At 55.7% G+C, this 15,703-nt stretch carries 19 protein-coding genes; 7 read left to right on the top strand and 12 right to left on the bottom strand.

The genetic code is table 11. From position 1 onward, the window contains the following. Window positions 1–35 precede the first annotated feature (35 nt). Window positions 36–365 (top strand): hypothetical protein, encoded by a 330-nt coding sequence (locus ACN6NG_RS20675; protein ID WP_474315874.1) that lies wholly within the window; start codon window positions 36–38, stop codon window positions 363–365. 103 nt (window positions 366–468) lie between these two features. Here ACN6NG_RS20675 and ACN6NG_RS20670 read toward each other — a convergent pair whose 3' ends face one another. The 8 genes from ACN6NG_RS20670 to ACN6NG_RS20635 form a co-directional block, all read right to left on the bottom strand. Next, window positions 469–1,428 (bottom strand): hypothetical protein, encoded by a 960-nt coding sequence (locus ACN6NG_RS20670; RefSeq protein ID WP_474315871.1) that lies wholly within the window; start codon window positions 1,426–1,428, stop codon window positions 469–471. A gap of 19 nt (window positions 1,429–1,447) precedes the next feature. Beyond that, on the bottom strand, window positions 1,448–1,750 hold the full coding sequence (locus tag ACN6NG_RS20665) for a hypothetical protein (RefSeq protein ID WP_474315868.1): 303 nt from the start codon (window positions 1,748–1,750) through the stop codon (window positions 1,448–1,450). 650 nt (window positions 1,751–2,400) lie between these two features. After that, the gene (locus tag ACN6NG_RS20660; RefSeq protein WP_474315865.1) at window positions 2,401–2,667 is read right to left on the bottom strand and encodes a hypothetical protein; all 267 of its coding nucleotides are present in this window, start codon (window positions 2,665–2,667) and stop codon (window positions 2,401–2,403) included. Window positions 2,668–3,120: 453 nt separating this feature from the next. Further along, window positions 3,121–4,287: a relaxase/mobilization nuclease domain-containing protein gene (locus ACN6NG_RS20655; protein ID WP_474315864.1), complete on the bottom strand. Its 1,167-nt coding sequence runs from the start codon at window positions 4,285–4,287 to the stop codon at window positions 3,121–3,123. Then, a complete protein-coding gene (locus ACN6NG_RS20650) occupies window positions 4,284–4,577 on the bottom strand; it encodes a plasmid mobilization protein (protein ID WP_474315862.1) in 294 nt (97 codons plus the stop codon). The genes ACN6NG_RS20655 and ACN6NG_RS20650 overlap by 4 nt, the downstream gene beginning before the upstream one ends. A gap of 414 nt (window positions 4,578–4,991) precedes the next feature. Next, a complete protein-coding gene (locus tag ACN6NG_RS20645; RefSeq protein WP_474315860.1) occupies window positions 4,992–5,762 on the bottom strand; it encodes a PDZ domain-containing protein in 771 nt (256 codons plus the stop codon). Window positions 5,763–6,562: 800 nt separating this feature from the next. Further along, window positions 6,563–6,853: a DUF1330 domain-containing protein gene (locus tag ACN6NG_RS20640; RefSeq protein WP_016500711.1), complete on the bottom strand. Its 291-nt coding sequence runs from the start codon at window positions 6,851–6,853 to the stop codon at window positions 6,563–6,565. Continuing rightward, window positions 6,765–7,655, bottom strand: coding sequence for an NAD(P)H-dependent oxidoreductase (locus ACN6NG_RS20635; RefSeq protein WP_474315857.1), 891 nt, complete (start codon window positions 7,653–7,655; stop codon window positions 6,765–6,767). Before ACN6NG_RS20635 ends, ACN6NG_RS20640 begins: the two co-directional genes overlap by 89 nt. 48 nt (window positions 7,656–7,703) lie before the next feature. Between ACN6NG_RS20635 and ACN6NG_RS20630 the strand changes: the two genes are divergently transcribed. Further along, entirely contained in the window at window positions 7,704–8,660 is a 957-nt protein-coding gene (locus tag ACN6NG_RS20630; protein ID WP_016500709.1) for a LysR substrate-binding domain-containing protein, read from the top strand. On the opposite strand, the gene ACN6NG_RS20625 is transcribed toward ACN6NG_RS20630, so the two are convergent. Beyond that, window positions 8,642–9,511, bottom strand: a complete 870-nt coding sequence (locus ACN6NG_RS20625; protein ID WP_474315855.1) for an AraC family transcriptional regulator — start codon at window positions 9,509–9,511, stop codon at window positions 8,642–8,644. The genes ACN6NG_RS20630 and ACN6NG_RS20625 overlap by 19 nt on opposite strands. A 129-nt stretch (window positions 9,512–9,640) precedes the next feature. After that, the gene (locus ACN6NG_RS20620; RefSeq protein WP_132846198.1) at window positions 9,641–10,057 is read right to left on the bottom strand and encodes a GFA family protein; all 417 of its coding nucleotides are present in this window, start codon (window positions 10,055–10,057) and stop codon (window positions 9,641–9,643) included. 208 nt (window positions 10,058–10,265) lie between these two features. On the opposite strand from ACN6NG_RS20620, the gene ACN6NG_RS20615 reads away from it, so the two are divergent. The 5 genes from ACN6NG_RS20615 (at window position 10,266) to ACN6NG_RS20595 (ending at window position 14,120) form a co-directional block, all read left to right on the top strand. Then, window positions 10,266–10,793: a DUF3455 domain-containing protein gene (locus tag ACN6NG_RS20615; RefSeq protein WP_474315852.1), complete on the top strand. Its 528-nt coding sequence runs from the start codon at window positions 10,266–10,268 to the stop codon at window positions 10,791–10,793. Between the two features lie 108 nt (window positions 10,794–10,901). Beyond that, window positions 10,902–11,450 (top strand): sigma-70 family RNA polymerase sigma factor, encoded by a 549-nt coding sequence (locus ACN6NG_RS20610; RefSeq protein ID WP_174369955.1) that lies wholly within the window; start codon window positions 10,902–10,904, stop codon window positions 11,448–11,450. Next, window positions 11,447–12,154 carry an anti-sigma factor gene (locus tag ACN6NG_RS20605; protein ID WP_474315849.1) on the top strand — a complete coding sequence of 236 codons (708 nt, stop codon included), beginning with the start codon at window positions 11,447–11,449 and terminating at the stop codon, window positions 12,152–12,154. Before ACN6NG_RS20610 ends, ACN6NG_RS20605 begins: the two co-directional genes overlap by 4 nt. A 95-nt stretch (window positions 12,155–12,249) precedes the next feature. Further along, window positions 12,250–12,711, top strand: a complete 462-nt coding sequence (locus ACN6NG_RS20600; protein ID WP_474315846.1) for a MerR family transcriptional regulator — start codon at window positions 12,250–12,252, stop codon at window positions 12,709–12,711. Window positions 12,712–12,866: 155 nt separating this feature from the next. Continuing rightward, entirely contained in the window at window positions 12,867–14,120 is a 1,254-nt protein-coding gene (locus tag ACN6NG_RS20595; protein ID WP_474315844.1) for an NADH:flavin oxidoreductase/NADH oxidase family protein, read from the top strand. 28 nt (window positions 14,121–14,148) lie between these two features. Here the strand turns inward: ACN6NG_RS20595 and ACN6NG_RS20590 are convergent, their stop codons facing one another. Together ACN6NG_RS20590 and ACN6NG_RS20585 are read right to left on the bottom strand one after the other, a co-directional pair. Continuing rightward, a complete protein-coding gene (locus tag ACN6NG_RS20590) occupies window positions 14,149–15,372 on the bottom strand; it encodes an amidohydrolase family protein (RefSeq protein WP_474315842.1) in 1,224 nt (407 codons plus the stop codon). Window positions 15,373–15,419: 47 nt separating this feature from the next. Further along, window positions 15,420–15,677 carry a DUF2790 domain-containing protein gene (locus tag ACN6NG_RS20585; protein ID WP_049273517.1) on the bottom strand — a complete coding sequence of 86 codons (258 nt, stop codon included), beginning with the start codon at window positions 15,675–15,677 and terminating at the stop codon, window positions 15,420–15,422. Window positions 15,678–15,703 lie beyond the last annotated feature (26 nt).

The raw sequence follows: 15,703 nt of genomic DNA, 5'->3' as shown, positions 1-15,703 counted from the left end.
GGCCGTTTTTACTTAGCATCGACATAGGATGAGTAATGAGAAATAGAATATTTGCAATCGTTGGTGCTGCTGCTCTAATAAGCGGTTGTGGTGGGATCTCTGATGAAGACAGGAAGATTGCTGAGGATGCCTGTGTCGATTTGATCAAGGAGCAGTTCAGGGTTGTAACTTATGACAAGGAAAATGCTCCGAAGATTTTTGATACTTATACCAAAAAAGGTAAGATTGTCGTCCAAGTGGGATATAAAATGGTTGAGTATGGGGCGGAGTCAAAGCCGTACTCTACTCGGCTGTGCGTAGTAGATATCAAAAATGGGACTGTAACCTCACCAAGCCCATTGAATGATAGTGAGTGGTCGGAATAGTACGCGACTTTCTTTGGTTGTTTGAGTTTTAGTGTTAGGCCACTATTCGTCAATAGTGGCTTATTCTGTTCGGCGAGAAATCTAATCCATTGCAGATTTCGAGTCATGCAGTTTGTGCAGTAATCCAGCCGTGGTTGGTTTTGTAAATAACCCCAAGCTCTTCGGCTTTTTTAAATGTTTGACACGCTTTGAGATTACCAACCCTGTTTTCTAGGGCAAAGTCCTTAACTTTTATCTGGCTGTGCGCAGGCAGTTCTGTAGCCTTTTTCAGTAGCACGTCTAAGAGATTGTTGTTCGACATCAGTTCATGATTCTGTTCGGTCTTTGGCACTGATTCCATGATGGGGGACGGAATTGCCACATCTCCACCTTGAACGACCTCGACCTTCGTTTTCCTCGGCAGGATTGAGAGAATCAGAGCCGGCACGAGCTCAAGAGACAATGCAAAACCAGCGCATAGCAGGGCCACCAGAAGTGCTGGAGCCGTGGAAGCCTTGACCGGAGTCGCTTGGATTTCGGCGATTTCCCGTGAATTTGCTTTGATTCGCTCCATGGCCACCTGGCGCTGAGTGTCTGTCCGTTCGTGCGCAGCAGACTCGAGTTCTTGAGCTTTTGTAACCATCCCTCTATCTCTCAAGACTGCCGATTCCGCACTTGCCTTTTTTTCAGCCTCGTCCAGACTTTTAAGGAAATTCGAGTCTTTCTTAATCAGAGTTGTGAGCTGTTCAGTCCGCGCGCCGTTCAGTGCACCGTGTAGAGCCTTACTTGCGTTGATCGATCCAGCTAACCGATCGTACGTCGCCCAGCCAGACACGGCCCCAAGTGTTACAGAGCAAAACAGCAAGCCGGCAGCAGCAAGCCGTGATTGTTCGTTTAACAATCGCATAGCTACAGGCCATGCCAGATATTTAAAGACATCTAGCAAAACAGCGGCTGCTGCAAAAATGCACCTAAGATATGGGTCATCAATTAGACTGAAAACAGTGATGGCAACAGATATTGCTGTAACTGACGAGAGTGAAAAAGCCAGGCAGCCGAGTACCGTAGACAGTCTTTTGTCCATGCTTCTTTTTCCTGCTATTCTACTGTTTTATATCTGGTAAGGCGATAAAGCCCATTAGGGTGTAATACAGCTCATCTACATGATCGATAATATTGAAATCTGCAGAAAAGCTCTCTACTTCCATAAGCTCGGTATAGCCAAATACTGTACAAACTAAATAGAGCTCGTCCCCAATAATGACGAATCCATCAAATTCGGACTTGATAGCGAATCTCTTTCTTTTGTACACATATCTGACTTCATACATGCCATCACCGATAAACCTGAAGCCTTGAAGTTTAATCGGCGAGATTCCCATCACTTCCCAGGCCCAGGCAGCCATAGCTCGCACAGCGTCTCATGCAAATGCCTATCACTTGTAGCCACTACATTTGCTATCACGTACCTGTAGCCGTCCAGTATCGCTACGAGTTCGCCCCTCTCGACATGCAAATCCATGACGAAACCACAGGCTTCTGTAACTGTCCCGTCCTGCAGCGCCGACTTTCCAGCCACATGGCCATTGGCACAAAAGCGCGCATCGCGAAGCACACGAGTCACCGGCTTCGGAAAAAGCAACCGGAAGTAGTACTTTGTAATCGTGTACGGAATCAGCACGACGTACCACGCGACGTACGCCCAATACCTAACCCTTCCCGCAAAGCCCTCGAACATTCCTAACCCTCCAGGGTAGCGCGCCGCGCTAGCTCCAGGCCACGACGACACGACGCCAACACATTACTCACGCCCTGCGGACTCGTCCCAACCCGGCGCGCGGCTTCAGTTGTAGACAACCCCTCGACGAGCACCAGGCGCGCGGCTTCCTGACTTGCTCCGCCGCGCATGCGCAGCAGTTCTGCAAGCGCGCTGAATTGATCTTCTGTCACTCGTACCCCCTATAGCCCTTTGTGGGCGGGGGAATCTTAACGCGCAAGAAGGCGTTTGCCTCTAGCTGAAGCGACAGTACACCTTTAAGGGTTACATGTGCAACCTTCATGTGTGCAAAAAACCCTGGATGATCTCTTCTCGCATCTGTCCGACTTGGTACGCGCACTCGTCGTATTCGAAATCGACGATGTGATACGTGGCGCCAGCCAGGTCTTCGACGTAGAGCTCACCGCCGTGCTCCCATAGCGCCTGTATCCGTTTCGTGTGTATGTAGTCATCGCCGTCGGGGAGAGTGAAGACGTAACCGGCTACGCATCGGCCTGTCTCGTCCTCACCGCTAACAAACTTGGCGTTATGAAGGCTGTGGATCATCGTTATCTCGCTTTAGATGTCACGTGCACTCATATTAACAGAGTGAGAGCTTGCTCTTTAGTTTGATGTCATTTTAATGGTTAATAAGAAATTAGTATTTGGTCTTGCATTTGGGTTTGCTCATAAATAATATAGAACTAATTGCGGTGCCACATAATAAGAGTGAAAGACATGAGAGATTTGGTGAGGCCGACCGTAAGTCGAGATTTCGAGATCGAAAAAATTATTGATGCGTTGGCAGAAAGGTGCAGTCAAGATCTAGAAGATCTGGTGGCTGAAAGGTTCCCAAACCGGCCAAAAGCTACTTCTTCGGAGCTGCGCAAAGATCGGGCGATCTTGAGTACATTCACTATTAATGCTGATGGCTCGATACGGCTTCACAGGTTACTGTAAAAATTAAATGTTAGCGCGATAATTGAACACCCCCGCAGGCACTCCTGCGGGGGTTTTTTATTACATCTCTAGACCAGGTTCATCGCTCTCCGGGAAGCGCAGCGGCTGGCCGGGAACGTACTCAACACACAGCCGCGATGGCCTATTTCTGCGACCTTTGTACGTCAGGCCAAATCCGAACATGGCGTCCAGAGCTTCCAGGATTATTTTAATGTCTCTGTCGAGTCTCCAGTTGTTCGATTTGACTTTGATGTGCACTGGCTTTTTGGCTCTTGTTTCGTAAACGAGGTAGAAGAATCTGAGTCGCTCAGCTCTTTGATATTCATCTTGATCTCGTCTTGCAATTTCGATCTGAAGCTCTGAAAGGGTTTCTTGGTCATACGATATTCCCTCTTGCGTTATCAGTTTCTGCCACGTAAGGCGCGAGCGTTTGAGCTGTCTACCGGAGATGTGTTTGCCGTCAAATTCGTAGCTGATGCCTTTCGGTTGGCCTTCGTCGTTGAGCGTGAGGTGGATGTAGACTTTTTGCTTTCTCAGCGCGCGGACGAAGTCGAACATGTCGCCGTTGACTGCCTTGGTGGCTTCGATTGCGCCTGCGATCTTCGCGATCATCCGGTGTTTGTGGGGCAGTTCGCCGTCTCGGATTGATGCTTTGACTTCGGCGTGAGTGAGCGCGACGCCCCAAGTGTCTTTGGGTTTTGGGGCTTTGAGTAGGCCGAAGCGGTCTTCGATTTCCGACACCGAACTCAGGCTGATTGAGCGCTCGTTGCTGTCCTTGACCATTGAGAACGTTTCGTCCAGGCGTATGCGGTTTGCGACGATGTGGACGTGCTCGTGGTCTTTGTCTCGGTGCATCACTGCGATGTACTGATTCGTCTCGTCGAAGCCCAAATCGCTCATGTACTTCTGGACTGCTGAGCGCCACTGTGGGGCCGTCAGGGACTCTCCAGGGCGGAGGGATAGCATGGCGTGGAAGACGGGCTTGATCTGTTTGTCGGAGTCGATAGACATCCTGCGCATGGCTTCTACGCTGTCGAACTCTCGAACCATCTCCAAGACGCTTGTTTCGTCTCCAGCGAGGATGCCGGGCAGGGGATCGGCACTCACACAGTTCGAATCAATCGTTCGGATACCGGTGATCTCGTGGTCGTGCTTCGTGCAGCCTAAAATGTATCTGATTCGATTTTTGAAGGAGCCTGAGGACTTGGGGAAGATTTTGCCGATCATGCGACACCCCCGACATTGATGCGAGCGATGTGCTTCACCTTTTCGAGCAGCTCACTTCCCGGTCGTTCAGCATTGATCATCGACGCCAAGTTCATGAGCTCGCGGGCGATTTGGACAACGTCTCCACTGATTTTTGGTTTGATGTTGTTGCTGATCACGAAGTCTCGGATAAATGCTCCGGCAGCTTGGTATCCCGCTTGGGCCATCTTTGATTCAAGAATTTCAAGCTCAGACTTCGAAAGCCTGATTGTGATCCTGGATTCTTTGTTCTGTTTGACCTGCTCTTTCATGCGCTCACCTTTTTATTGTTTTTATCTGAGCTTTGCTCTAACGCAACACCCGAAGGGATGTGAGTAGCCTTATTGTCTGACATAGACACAACTGGCTAGCTACTGATCTAAGCTCATTATGCAAATGGAGCTTTTAGTGTTTCAACAAGAAAATGAAAATATTTTTGTGTATGCCCGAACTTTGCAAGCAGTGTGTGCGGTTTCGTAGTAGTTGAGTGCGGTTTCACAGTGTGTCAGAGTGAATTCACAGTAGGGGAGTGTGAGTTTCGCAAGGTGTGAGAGTGAATTCGCAGTAAGTGAGTGCGTATTTGCAGTGCGTTTTGCGAGCTCTGACTAATGGCTGCTGAAATCCCTCCATGAGAGGGATTCAGAGTTTTTCGAATTTCTTTTGACCAGAAAGTTTCTGGTCGTGAGCTACGGCATTGTGAGCTTTTTCACCATGGGGCTGCCATTCCGAACAATCTGGACGTCAACCGTTTTCCCTCGTCGTGCTCGTACAAATTCAGCGGCATCTGGAATTTGGTCAACGGTCAGATTATCTGCTTTAAGAATTACATCGCCAGGAAGAAAGTCCGCCTGGTAAGCAGCTGAACCGCGCACTATCGCAGTGATCACAACAGCCCTTTGAGTGCCCAGAGCTTGAGCTTCCGCAGCAGTGGGTGCGCGGAAATGGAGCCCTAACGGCTGATTTGTCTTGACGTAGTATGTTGCAGTCTGAAAATAGGTATCACGGCTCACTGGAACCACAGTCCATTGCTGCCCTGAAATCGTTCCATAAGAAGAACCGTAAGCGGTAGCAGACCCTCCGGAATTGTTGTACGCGGTCGCTTGGCTATAACTACTTACGGTTTGTTGCGTCGGAAGTGAAAACGGTACAGCTGTTGTATCCGTGCGCTGATAAACGGGCTGATAATAGACAACCAAGTCAGCACCAACCGTCTGACCTTGTTGAACAGCTTTTTGCTGGTTCGATAATTTGTCGCTGAACATACTGAAGCCAAGTGCTTCATAGCCATTTTCATAGTATGTCTGAACATCTTGGACGGGATTTGAACCGTACGCCACTACCGGTAAGGCCGGAGCGGGAGCTGTTCGATTAGCGGCGATATATTCCGAATCAGAAAGAGATTTGTAGCTGGTGGCGTACGGATTTGCGCAGCCAGCTAGAACCAGGAGCCCACTCATGAGCAGTACGTTTCTAATCACGCCAGTTACCTTTTGAAAATGCTTGGTCGACAGCAGGTGGAGCGTAGAACGTTGCCCAGCTCAATGACAAGAAAATCCCTGCCTTAGCTGTCAGCTGGAGGCCTGCATAGGTTGGGATCTATGGGTAGTGCCAGTCGATAGTGCCAGGGCTGGGCCAGCTTTTGATCAGCGTTGAGTCCAGTCGATCAGTCCAGCCAATCCCAACGTGGGTACACGAGCGGTAGATTCAGGTGAACAGAAATTGCACATGATATCCGTTTTGATCAATGAATACGGGCTTTGTACGACCAATCCATCATCGGTGCAACGCTGAAGCGGCGTGACGGCTCAGGGCGCGTGGTTTCTGGCTTTGGGGCTAATTCTAGGGGCATTCTGGTCTACGCATTTTGGTACCATTTTTCGGGGTTTTGAGCGCTTTTTGGTTGCGCACTGGTACGATGTACCAATGCCAATCACGCTTGTACCACCGAAAACCATGGCAACTATCAGAGCAAGGAAAAAGGCTGCTGGGACGGTGAGCTATACCGTCCAGATCTGCCTCAAGAAAAAGGTGTAGTAGTCTACCAAGAAGCCCAGACGTTCGCCCGGGAGCAACTAGCTCAGGTTTGAACAAAACGACGAGAAGGGCCGGAGGGGGCTGGCCACAAACTGGCTAAAGCATGACGAGACTATCGACATCCGCCGCTAAGCGACGCGGCACTACAGCAATGAGGTCGCTCGCCTTCAGTATCCCGGAAAGCTCTGGGCCCTGATGCCGATAGTTTCCCGTAGCGATGAGGCTAGGCGAGATCGCCTTCAATGATGATCAGTTCGCGGCAGTAGGCGCGAAGCGCGAACTGTTTTGCGGCGGTGTAATCAGGATCGCTATAACAGTTCTTGGCTTGCGCGTAGCTAGGGAACTCGACCACCAGCACGCGCTGGCTGGATTGGGCCTCGACCAATGTCCCAGGCTTCAGAACCTTGACCTTGGCATTGTACTTCTCACTGATGGGTGCCCACAGTCGGCCATATTCCTGCTGTGCATCGGCGTCGTTTACCTCGGCACCGAAAATGATCCAATAGCCCTTCACGATGATTCTCCATTTGCAGCGCTATCAAAATTCTTGCTCGCAGACGCTTCGAAGGTCTGGCCAGCGCGGGGATTCCACTGGACGCCCGAACGGCAGGTATGCCTGGCTTGAGCTGTTGATGCTCGTCGTAATCCTGCCGTGGATGAAAGAACAGCGGTTGCATATCGCCCAGCCGTGACAGCCGCTCGGCATACTGCAGCAGATAATCCTCCCGTTGCTGTTGGCTGACCTGGGCGGGCATCCACGCGGCAAAGGGGGGGAGCACGGTAAAACCGGTGTACGCCAGTATGCCGTTGTGAATGGGCCAGAGAATGTGGTGGAGATCACCGTCAATGCCGTTGGGTGCGTACAAGGTGCTTGCGGTACCTGTGGTGAGGCTGAGCATTGCGCATTTGCCCTTGAGGTGTCCGGTATCGTATTTGCGTCCGGTGGAATAGGCGAAACCGCGGCTCAAGACACGATCAACCCAGCCCTTGAGCATGGCTGGCATGGAAAACCACCACATCGGAAACTGAAAAATCACCAGCTCGGCCCATGCGACCTTGTCCTGCTCGGCCTTAACCTCGCTACATACCGTCGCAGTAACCTGAGCGTGCGCCTGCTCCGTGGCGGGGTCAAAAAAGTGCCCATCGACCCGCTCGGAGAAATCCTCTGCCTGCAGTACGGCGTTCCAGCCCATGGCATAAAGGTCACTTACCCGCACTTCATGGTTTAGCCGGGTAAGCGTATGCACCGCAGTCCGGGTCATGGCGCCATTGAAGGAGCAAGGTTCGGGATGGGCATGGATAATCAGAACGTTCACGTGTTGTACCCCTCGGGCCGGCAAGATTGCTGAGGTGATTGTGGTGAGATGGCCAACCCGGTACAAATCATCTCTCGTGACGGTATGAAAGAGAAAAACTACGCTATGCGAGCCGATACCCCGATGAAGGCCATTGTCTGTTTCGACGCTGTCATGCGCACGGGCAGTGCGGTACTGGCAGCTCAGCAACTGTTCGTCACGCCTGGGGCGGTGGGACAACAGATTCGCAAGCTGGAAGACTGGCTGGGTACCTCTCTGTTCGTGCGCAGCGTGCGCAGGCTACAGCCGACCGAACAAGCACTGCGCTATTGGGCGCAAGTCAAGCCAGCGCTTCAGCAGCTTGAACACGCCAATCTTGCGCTGCAGCGCAGCGGCGAATTCGACGTGCATCTGAGCCTGCCACCCGCGTTCGCGAACACTTGGTTTGCCCGCCGGATGCCTGATCTGACCCGTTCGTATCCAGAGTTGAAGCTTCACGTGAGCGCATCCGTGGCGCCTGTCGACTTTCAGTCGGGCACTTATGATCTGGCCGTACGCCATTTCGACGGCCAAGCCCTCGACCTCCAGGTGAAGTTGCTGCTGCGTGATGAAGCTCGCGTCTATTGCAGCCCTGAATACCGCGAGCGTCTGCAACTGTCCGTCATCGAGGACATGGTACGCGCGACAGTGCTCTATACCACCTCTCACGCCAATTGGTCGCGATGGTTAGGGCAAGTCGGAATGTCCTTCGACAGGTTGAAGAGCGACTTGCGTTTCGATCAGTCGGAAATGGCCATCGATGCTGCACGGCGCAGCCAGGGCATTGTGCTGACCAGCCCTTGGTTGGTGGAGGACGACGTGGCGCAGGGCAGTTTGGTACAGCTGTTCCCCCATGTCCTGCTGACTGGGAAAAACTATTACCTGGTCCATAGTAACGACCGGCCTTTGGGCGCGGCTGCTCGGCAGTTGTTTGAGTGGCTGGCTGCTGCTGCCACCCTTGGCCCGGCCTACTTCAGCGGTACATAGATATCCGTTTCCCACTGCTCCAGTGGCGTTTCCGGATACACGCTCAGGTATTGGAAGAACAACGGATGGTCGCGCAGTTCTTCACTGCTCGACGGCAACCAGTCCCGGTACAGCGGGTAGATGGTTTCGCCAATGTAGTCAGGCGAGCCGCTATGCCGAATCACGGCACAACGGCCCGCCGGTATAACCCGTTCATGCACACCGAACTCATTGGGCTGCACGGCCTCGTTCATCTCCCCACAAACGGCGAAGCGAAAGGCGTGGGGCGGGGTAGTATCGGGGTTGTCGTAGGGGATGCCGAAGGTGCGGCTGCTGGCCACCGGCGATTGGCCGCTGTTTATGCGCCATTGGCGAAAACGCGCAACGCTTTCACCGACCAGGCTGGGCGGCCCTCGGTGTTCGAGCGCGGCCACGCGGGTTTCGGCGAACTCCACTATACGGATCTGCATGGTGATACTCCTGCAAAGGCATGGAACAACGAATACCGCACTCCAGGCCTGCCAGTTCGGCGCCTTGGCGAACACGCTCGGCGCCATGCCGAACGCACGCTTGAACGCCCTGGAAAAGGCTTCGGGGCTTTCGAAGCCGGCGCCGAATGCGGCATCCAGAACGGGTGTTGCGGGCGAGGCGACCAGTTGGTGCGCCGCACGTCGAAGCCTCATCAGTTGCACATACCGTGAAACCGGAACGCCCATGTATGCCGTGAACTGCCGGTGAAAGTGAAACGCCGAAAAGTTGGCGATGCGGCTCAAGGCATTCACCGACAGGTCACCTTCGAGGTGGCTGTCGATGTAGGCAAGCACGGCTTCGAACCGTTTTGCATAGGCAGGGCTGTGCTGTGAGTCAGTCAACGAGCGAAGTCTCCGGAGGGTGCGGTGAGCGCTAGCATCCGTTGTTCAGGCATCGAGGTGCCTAGCCGTGATTGCTCTGTTGCGGATTATCCTGACGCCACCGTGGATGGCAGCGCCGTTGCATCGAACTCAGCGGTCAACTGATCTGCTCTTGCAATCAGACGGGATGAACGGAACGCACCAAGGGGCAGCAGAGTCGACGTGCAGATGTTTCTGCTTCTTGGGCAGGAACGGTGTATCAAGCGTGCCCAGGGCTATCGAAACCCAGTCGGCAAACTCACCTTCGGAGCGTGACCAGAACAAGGTCGAGCCGCACTCCACGCAAAATTCCCGCACCACCGTCGGCGAAGACGCATAGGTCTTGATACTGGTGGCGCCACGAAGGATGCGCAGCATGCTGCGCGGAACGCTGCCGTATGAAGCGAATGCTGCCCCGTGCCCTTTGCGGCACTGGCTGCAATGGCAGTGGCTCACAGCTTTTGGAGTGGTAAGCAGCAGGTAACTGACCGCTGCGCACAAGCAGCTTCCTTGGTATGACTCTTTCACTGGCGCTTCCGTGCAGGTGGAAAACGCCAGCGTAACCGCCCCGGCGTGATCAGTCGACCGTGGCACGCCTGCTTCGCTGTCAGCACGGTATCGATAACGAGCATGCAAAATTATTGTTGAGCCGGTGCATCCAGAACGGAACCCGATGGGTAGTTCTTATCAGGCAGTCGGTGATTGCCTGACCCATGACCCCCACGGAGTTCGCCCCATGATCATCAAGCCCGCTTTCTCCCTGCTCGCCGCCTGCCTTGTACTGGCATCTGCCCCCGCCCATGCCCAGTCGGGCGTCCCGGAGGCGGTCAAGGTTCCCGATGGCCACGCCATCATGCTGGAAACCGTCGGTGTCGGTGAGATCACCTACGAATGCCGCGACAAGGCCAATGCGCCAGGCCAGACAGAGTGGATGTTCGTCGGCCCCAAGGCGGTGCTCAATGATCGCAGCGGCAAACCTGTAGGTGACTATTTTGGTCCTCCGGCCACCTGGCAGGCCAAGGACGGTTCGAAAGTGACCGGCACCCAGCTTGCCGTCGCCCCGGCGGCCAAAGGCGATATCCCGTATCAACTGGTCAAGGCCAACCCTGCCGAGGGCAAGGGCGCGATGCAAGGGGTCAGCTACATCCAGCGCCTGGCGACTCGCGGTGGCGTAGCGCCTTCTGTGGACTGTACGGCGCAGAGCAAAGGCGCGCAGCAGAGGGTCAAGTACCAGGCGGACTACGTGTTCTGGTCCGCCAAGTGACGAGGGCTTGAGCGGCACGCCAGCGATTGATCATCTACGCTGCTGGACGTGCCCCAGGCCGCTAAGCCAGGGCACCGTCCAGGTTTCATGATGAAGGAACGCCCCATTTTGAATTCGCCCGTTGTTCCATTTGATTTCGAGGGCTGTCTTGCCGCTTGTGCCCAAGGAGACCGCCACGCCTTGCAGGCGCTGTATGAGCATGAGGGGGCACGTTTGCTGGGCGTCGCACGGCGCATCGTGCGCGATCAGGCGAGCGCGGAGGACATCGTTCACGATGCCTTTGTGCGTATCTGGACACGTGCTGCCAGCTATGACCCGTCGCGCGGTTCAGCCCGGGGCTGGGTGTACAGCATCACCCGTCACCTGGCGCTGAACTTCGTGCGTGACGGCCGCTGGGAAACCGACCTGGGCGAGCCTGGCATGATCGCGGCTGTAACCCTGGCCCCGGAGCTGGACGACCTGCAACTGTGGTCAGGCTCGGCGAAAATCTATCGCTGCCTTGAGCAACTGCAACCCGCTCCCCAGCGTTGCATCCTGCATGCGTATGTGGACGGTTGCAGCAATGCCGAAATCGCAACCCTGCTGGGTGCGCCGTTGGGCACCGTGAAGGCATGGATCAAGCGAAGCCTGAAGGCCCTGCGGGAGTGCATGACATGAAGCGAACCCCAGGTGATGGCAGCGCCGAGGACCTGGACGTCCTGGCAGCCGAGTATGTGCTGGGTACCTTGAGTGGCGAGCAGCGTGCTGCCATGCAGGACCGGTTGAAAACGGAGCCGGCCGTACGAGCTGCAGTTGATGCCTGGGAGGCCCGCCTGCTCGAACTGACCACGCAAGTTGAACCCGTCACGCCAAGCCACCGCTTGTGGGGCCGGATCGAGCGCAGCCTTGAAGAGGCTTACCCGCCAGTGCATCCACGCGCTGGCTGGTGGCAGCGGCTTGGACTCTGGCAGGGCTTGAGCGCTGCGGGGCTTGCAGCGAGCTTGCTTCTGGCCTTGGCGCTGTTGACCAAGGCACCGCCTGTGACCACCTACATGGTGGTGCTCGTGGCGCCGTCGGGCCAGGCCCCGGGTTGGGTAGTGCAAGCCAACGATGCCAGCATGATCGAACTGATCCCGCTTGGCGTGGACGATGTGCCCGAAGGCATGACCTTGCAGTTCTGGACCAAGGGCGAGCAGTGGCGCGCACCTGTTTCGCTGGGGTTGGTCAAACCGGGCGAACAGTACCGCGTGCCGCTGAGGCGCTTGCCTGCGCTTGAGCCGAACCAGTTGTTCGAGCTGACCCTTGAGAAAGCGGGGGGCTCTCCTACTGGTGCTCCAACAGGCCCGGTCAAGTTCATCGGCCGCGCAGTGAAAGTAATATGACGTAAGCGGGCCCCAGGCAATACTCATTCGCTTGGCTGACCGATGACTCCAGCTTTAAAGTCAACTCGGGGTCGATAGCATTTTCAGGGTGGGTTATGAGAATTGGCGAACTGGCGAAAATCAGCGGGTTGGCACCGTCACGCATCCGGTTCTACGAGGCAAGCGGCTTGATCAGATCTGTCGAGCGCAAAGCGAATGGCTACAGGGACTACGCGCCTGAGACCCAATGGGTGCTGGAGATCATCACCGGAGCGCAGGCGGCGGGGTTTTCATTGGAAGAAATACGGCAACTGATGCCGACGAATGCCAGCGGCTGGCAGCACGACCAGTTGCTCAGTGGACTCAAGCAAAAGGTTGAGGAAATTGGTGTTCTGCAGCACCGGCTAGCGCAGAACAAAGCGCAGCTTCTTCTCGTCATCCAAGGCATCGAGGGTAAGCCCGAAGGTATGGAGTGTGCGGAAAATGCGCAAATGCTGATCAATCGTTTGCGTGAAGAAGGGGTTGGCCAAGCCTCAGGCAAGCGTGCAGTGAAATCCGCGTCCCGGCGGGCGCCGTGACAGGGCTGGCAAGACAGCTGTCGGCCAGGATCAGGGTATACATGTCGATCAGGTAGCGAGCTTGCCAGGGGCTGGTGCGATGAACCTGAAAAAGCTGTTGACCTTAAAGTTTACTTTAATCTTAAGGTGGCCTCATCTTCAGTTGAGGACTGCCCATGAACGTATTCGACACCCTGATGCTTCCCAACGGTTCGACCATCAAGAACCGAATCGCCAAAGCCGCCATGGAAGAGAACATGGCGGACGCCGATCAGGCGCCTTCCGAAGCACTGATGCGCCTCTATCAAGCATGGGCCGACGGCGGGGCCGGTCTGATCATCACCGGTAACGTGATGGTCGACGGCCGCGCCATGACCGGACCGGGCGGCGTGGTGTTGCAGGACGATCAGCAACTGCACAAGTTCAAGCGCTGGGCGCGTGTGGGGCGATCCGGCGGTGCGCAGTTCTGGTTGCAGATCAATCACCCAGGCCGGCAGATGCAGGCCAACCTTGGGCAAAAAACCTGGGCACCTTCAGCCGTGCCGCTGGAGCTTGGCAAGATGTCCAAGCATTTTGTCACGCCGTATGCAATGACCCCTGGCGTGATCGAAGAGGTTATCCAGCGCTTTGCGAATACCGCACGCCTTGGCGAGCGCGCAGGGTTCACTGGCGTGGAAATCCACGCTGCCCATGGCTATTTACTGAGCCAGTTCCTGTCGCCGTTGACCAACCAGAGGACGGACGAGTGGGGTGGGGCTCTGGAAAACAGGGCACGCCTGTTGCTCGAAATCGTCAAGGCGGTCAGGGCTGTGGTTTCTGCGGATTTTGCAGTGGCGGTCAAGCTCAACTCGGCTGACTTCCAGCGCGGTGGCTTCACCGCCGATGACGCGAAAAGGGTAGTTGGGTGGCTCAACGACCTGGGCGTGGATATGGTGGAGTTGTCGGGAGGCAGTTACGAAGTACCGGCCATGCAAGGTGAAGCGCGCGATGGCCGTACCCTGGCTCGCGAAGCATATTTCGTCGAGTTCGCCCGTGAGATCCAGACCGTCGCCAGGATGCCGGTGATGGTCACCGGCGGTATACGTCGCCGCCCGGTGGCCGAAAGCGTCGTGCAGCGTGGTGTGGACATGGTGGGCATCGGAACCGCGTTGGCCATCGACCCGCATTTGCCTCGTGACTGGCTGCAGGGCAAGGAAAATGCCCCGCAATTGCCGCCGATCACCTGGAAAAACAAAGCCCTGGCAGCCTTGGCGAACATGGCAGTAGTGAAGTACCAGTTGCGCAAACTCAGCCGAGCTAAAAAGCCCGACCCGAGTGTTTCACCAGTACGCGCGCTGATCTTGCAACAGCTCTCCATGGCCGTTCGTACTCGCCAGTATCGGAGATGGATAGAAAAGGCTTCGCATAATGGGCTGGGAGACGCAGGGTGAGCATGCCCTGGAACACTCCCCGATGACCTCAGAATGCGACTGACCTGCGGTGCTCAGCAGTTGCCACCACCCTGCCGCGCTTGAGTACCATCAGCCGTGTCGGCAGGTCGAGAATGACATCGGCCACAGCCCGGCAATCCACCATCACCAGGTCGGCATCATTGCCCACCGCCAAACCGTGGCGTTTCAAGCCCAAGGCTTTGGCAGGGTTGGTCGTGAGCATCGACAACACGGTGGCCTGATCATCCGCGCCGCCCAAGTGGCACGCGGGAATGGCCAGTTGCGCAATGTGCAGCAGGTCGCCAGTGCCATACGGTGTGAATGCGTTGCGGATGTTGTTGGTGGCCAGGCAAACCGTGACACCGCCGTCGCGCAGTGCACGCACCGGTGTCAGGGTGCGTCTTACATTGTGACTGTCACCCCGAGCCCCCAGGTGCAGGTCGGTGGCGGGCAGGCACATCACGCTGATGTCGGCCTCACGTAGCAACGCAATCACCTGTGCCTGTCGCGCTGGCGAGGCGGCGGCCAGGCTGGTCAGATGCCCAACGCAGACCCGTCCTTGGTAGCCTTCGGCAATGGTTCGACGTGCCACGTACTCGATGGTCATGTGCTCGGCGTCATCGGCGAAGTCCTGGTGCAAGTCGATGTCTTTGCCGTAGCGCTTGGCCAAGTCAAAGACGAAATCAATGTGCTCCAGCGGCGACACGTCGTTGTAGGGAATGCCGCCCACCACATCGGCGCCCATCTCCATTGCCTGGGCCATCATGGCCTGCATGCCAGGCAGCTTGAGAATGCCTTCTTGCGGAAAGGCCACGACCTGGATGTCGATCGCCTCTCGGAACTGCTCGCGCAACTCCAGCACCACTTCGAGCCCGGTGAAGCCTTGGGCGGGGTCGAACTCGGCATGGGCACGTACATGCGTGGTACCGGCCTGAACCAGTGCACGCAGCACCTGGATCGAACGTTCGCGGATATCCTCACGGGTCAGTGTGGGCTTCAGTTCGGCGGTGACGGCGATCGCTTCCTTCAAGGTGCCGGAACGGTTGGCCTTGCGGTGCATCACGTTGGCTTTTTCCAGGTGCAGGTGGCCTTCGACAAACCCGGCAACAAGCACTTTGCCGCCGCCTTGGATTTCGTGCGCTGCGGTGGTGGCGATGTGTTGCGCGATCTCGGCGATTCTGCCTGCTTGCACGGCCACATCTACCAGTGGCTGGGTGTCGTCAATGCGTACATTGCGAAAGATAAGGTCCATCAACTTCAGTCCTCATATAGAGTGCTGCCGCGCTGCGAAGGCCGGGCTCAGTTATTCGAGCAACCATTGCCCATCACGCGGTACTCAAGCACATGCTCATTGCCTTGGGAGTCTTCGTACGTCATGCGAGCGGGTACCACCTCGCAGACATCAGGTACCTGGCTCATGGAAATGACGCGAGCGATATCGAGGTGCCGGGAGTAGCTGTATTGTTCAACCGGTGCCTGCTCGACCTGTTGCTCGACGTCGGTCGCCATCGCCACGTTGCACAGCCCGCCTAGTATCAATGCGAACAACGCTTTCAATTTTGATCACCTTCAGGTTGTGGCTC

It is taken from the genome of Pseudomonas sp. TSO6, from assembly GCF_056098905.1.
Note: the sequence above shows the minus strand (reverse complement) of the source record. Positions and strands in the feature narration are given on the sequence as shown.

Excerpts from the sequence above, each read along its gene's own strand:
- ACN6NG_RS20675 (WP_474315874.1), top strand. The coding sequence starts at position 36 with ATGAGAAATAGAATATTTGCAATCGTTGGTGCTGCTGCTCTAATAAGC.
- ACN6NG_RS20670 (WP_474315871.1), bottom strand. The coding sequence starts at position 1,428 with ATGGACAAAAGACTGTCTACGGTACTCGGCTGCCTGGCTTTTTCACTC.
- ACN6NG_RS20665 (WP_474315868.1), bottom strand. The coding sequence starts at position 1,750 with ATGGCTGCCTGGGCCTGGGAAGTGATGGGAATCTCGCCGATTAAACTT.
- ACN6NG_RS20660 (WP_474315865.1), bottom strand. The coding sequence starts at position 2,667 with ATGATCCACAGCCTTCATAACGCCAAGTTTGTTAGCGGTGAGGACGAG.
- ACN6NG_RS20655 (WP_474315864.1), bottom strand. The coding sequence starts at position 4,287 with ATGATCGGCAAAATCTTCCCCAAGTCCTCAGGCTCCTTCAAAAATCGA.
- ACN6NG_RS20650 (WP_474315862.1), bottom strand. The coding sequence starts at position 4,577 with ATGAAAGAGCAGGTCAAACAGAACAAAGAATCCAGGATCACAATCAGG.
- ACN6NG_RS20645 (WP_474315860.1), bottom strand. The coding sequence starts at position 5,762 with ATGAGTGGGCTCCTGGTTCTAGCTGGCTGCGCAAATCCGTACGCCACC.
- ACN6NG_RS20630 (WP_016500709.1), top strand. The coding sequence starts at position 7,704 with ATGGCCAACCCGGTACAAATCATCTCTCGTGACGGTATGAAAGAGAAA.
- ACN6NG_RS20615 (WP_474315852.1), top strand. The coding sequence starts at position 10,266 with ATGATCATCAAGCCCGCTTTCTCCCTGCTCGCCGCCTGCCTTGTACTG.
- ACN6NG_RS20605 (WP_474315849.1), top strand. The coding sequence starts at position 11,447 with ATGAAGCGAACCCCAGGTGATGGCAGCGCCGAGGACCTGGACGTCCTG.
- ACN6NG_RS20600 (WP_474315846.1), top strand. The coding sequence starts at position 12,250 with ATGAGAATTGGCGAACTGGCGAAAATCAGCGGGTTGGCACCGTCACGC.
- ACN6NG_RS20595 (WP_474315844.1), top strand. The coding sequence starts at position 12,867 with ATGAACGTATTCGACACCCTGATGCTTCCCAACGGTTCGACCATCAAG.
- ACN6NG_RS20590 (WP_474315842.1), bottom strand. The coding sequence starts at position 15,372 with ATGGACCTTATCTTTCGCAATGTACGCATTGACGACACCCAGCCACTG.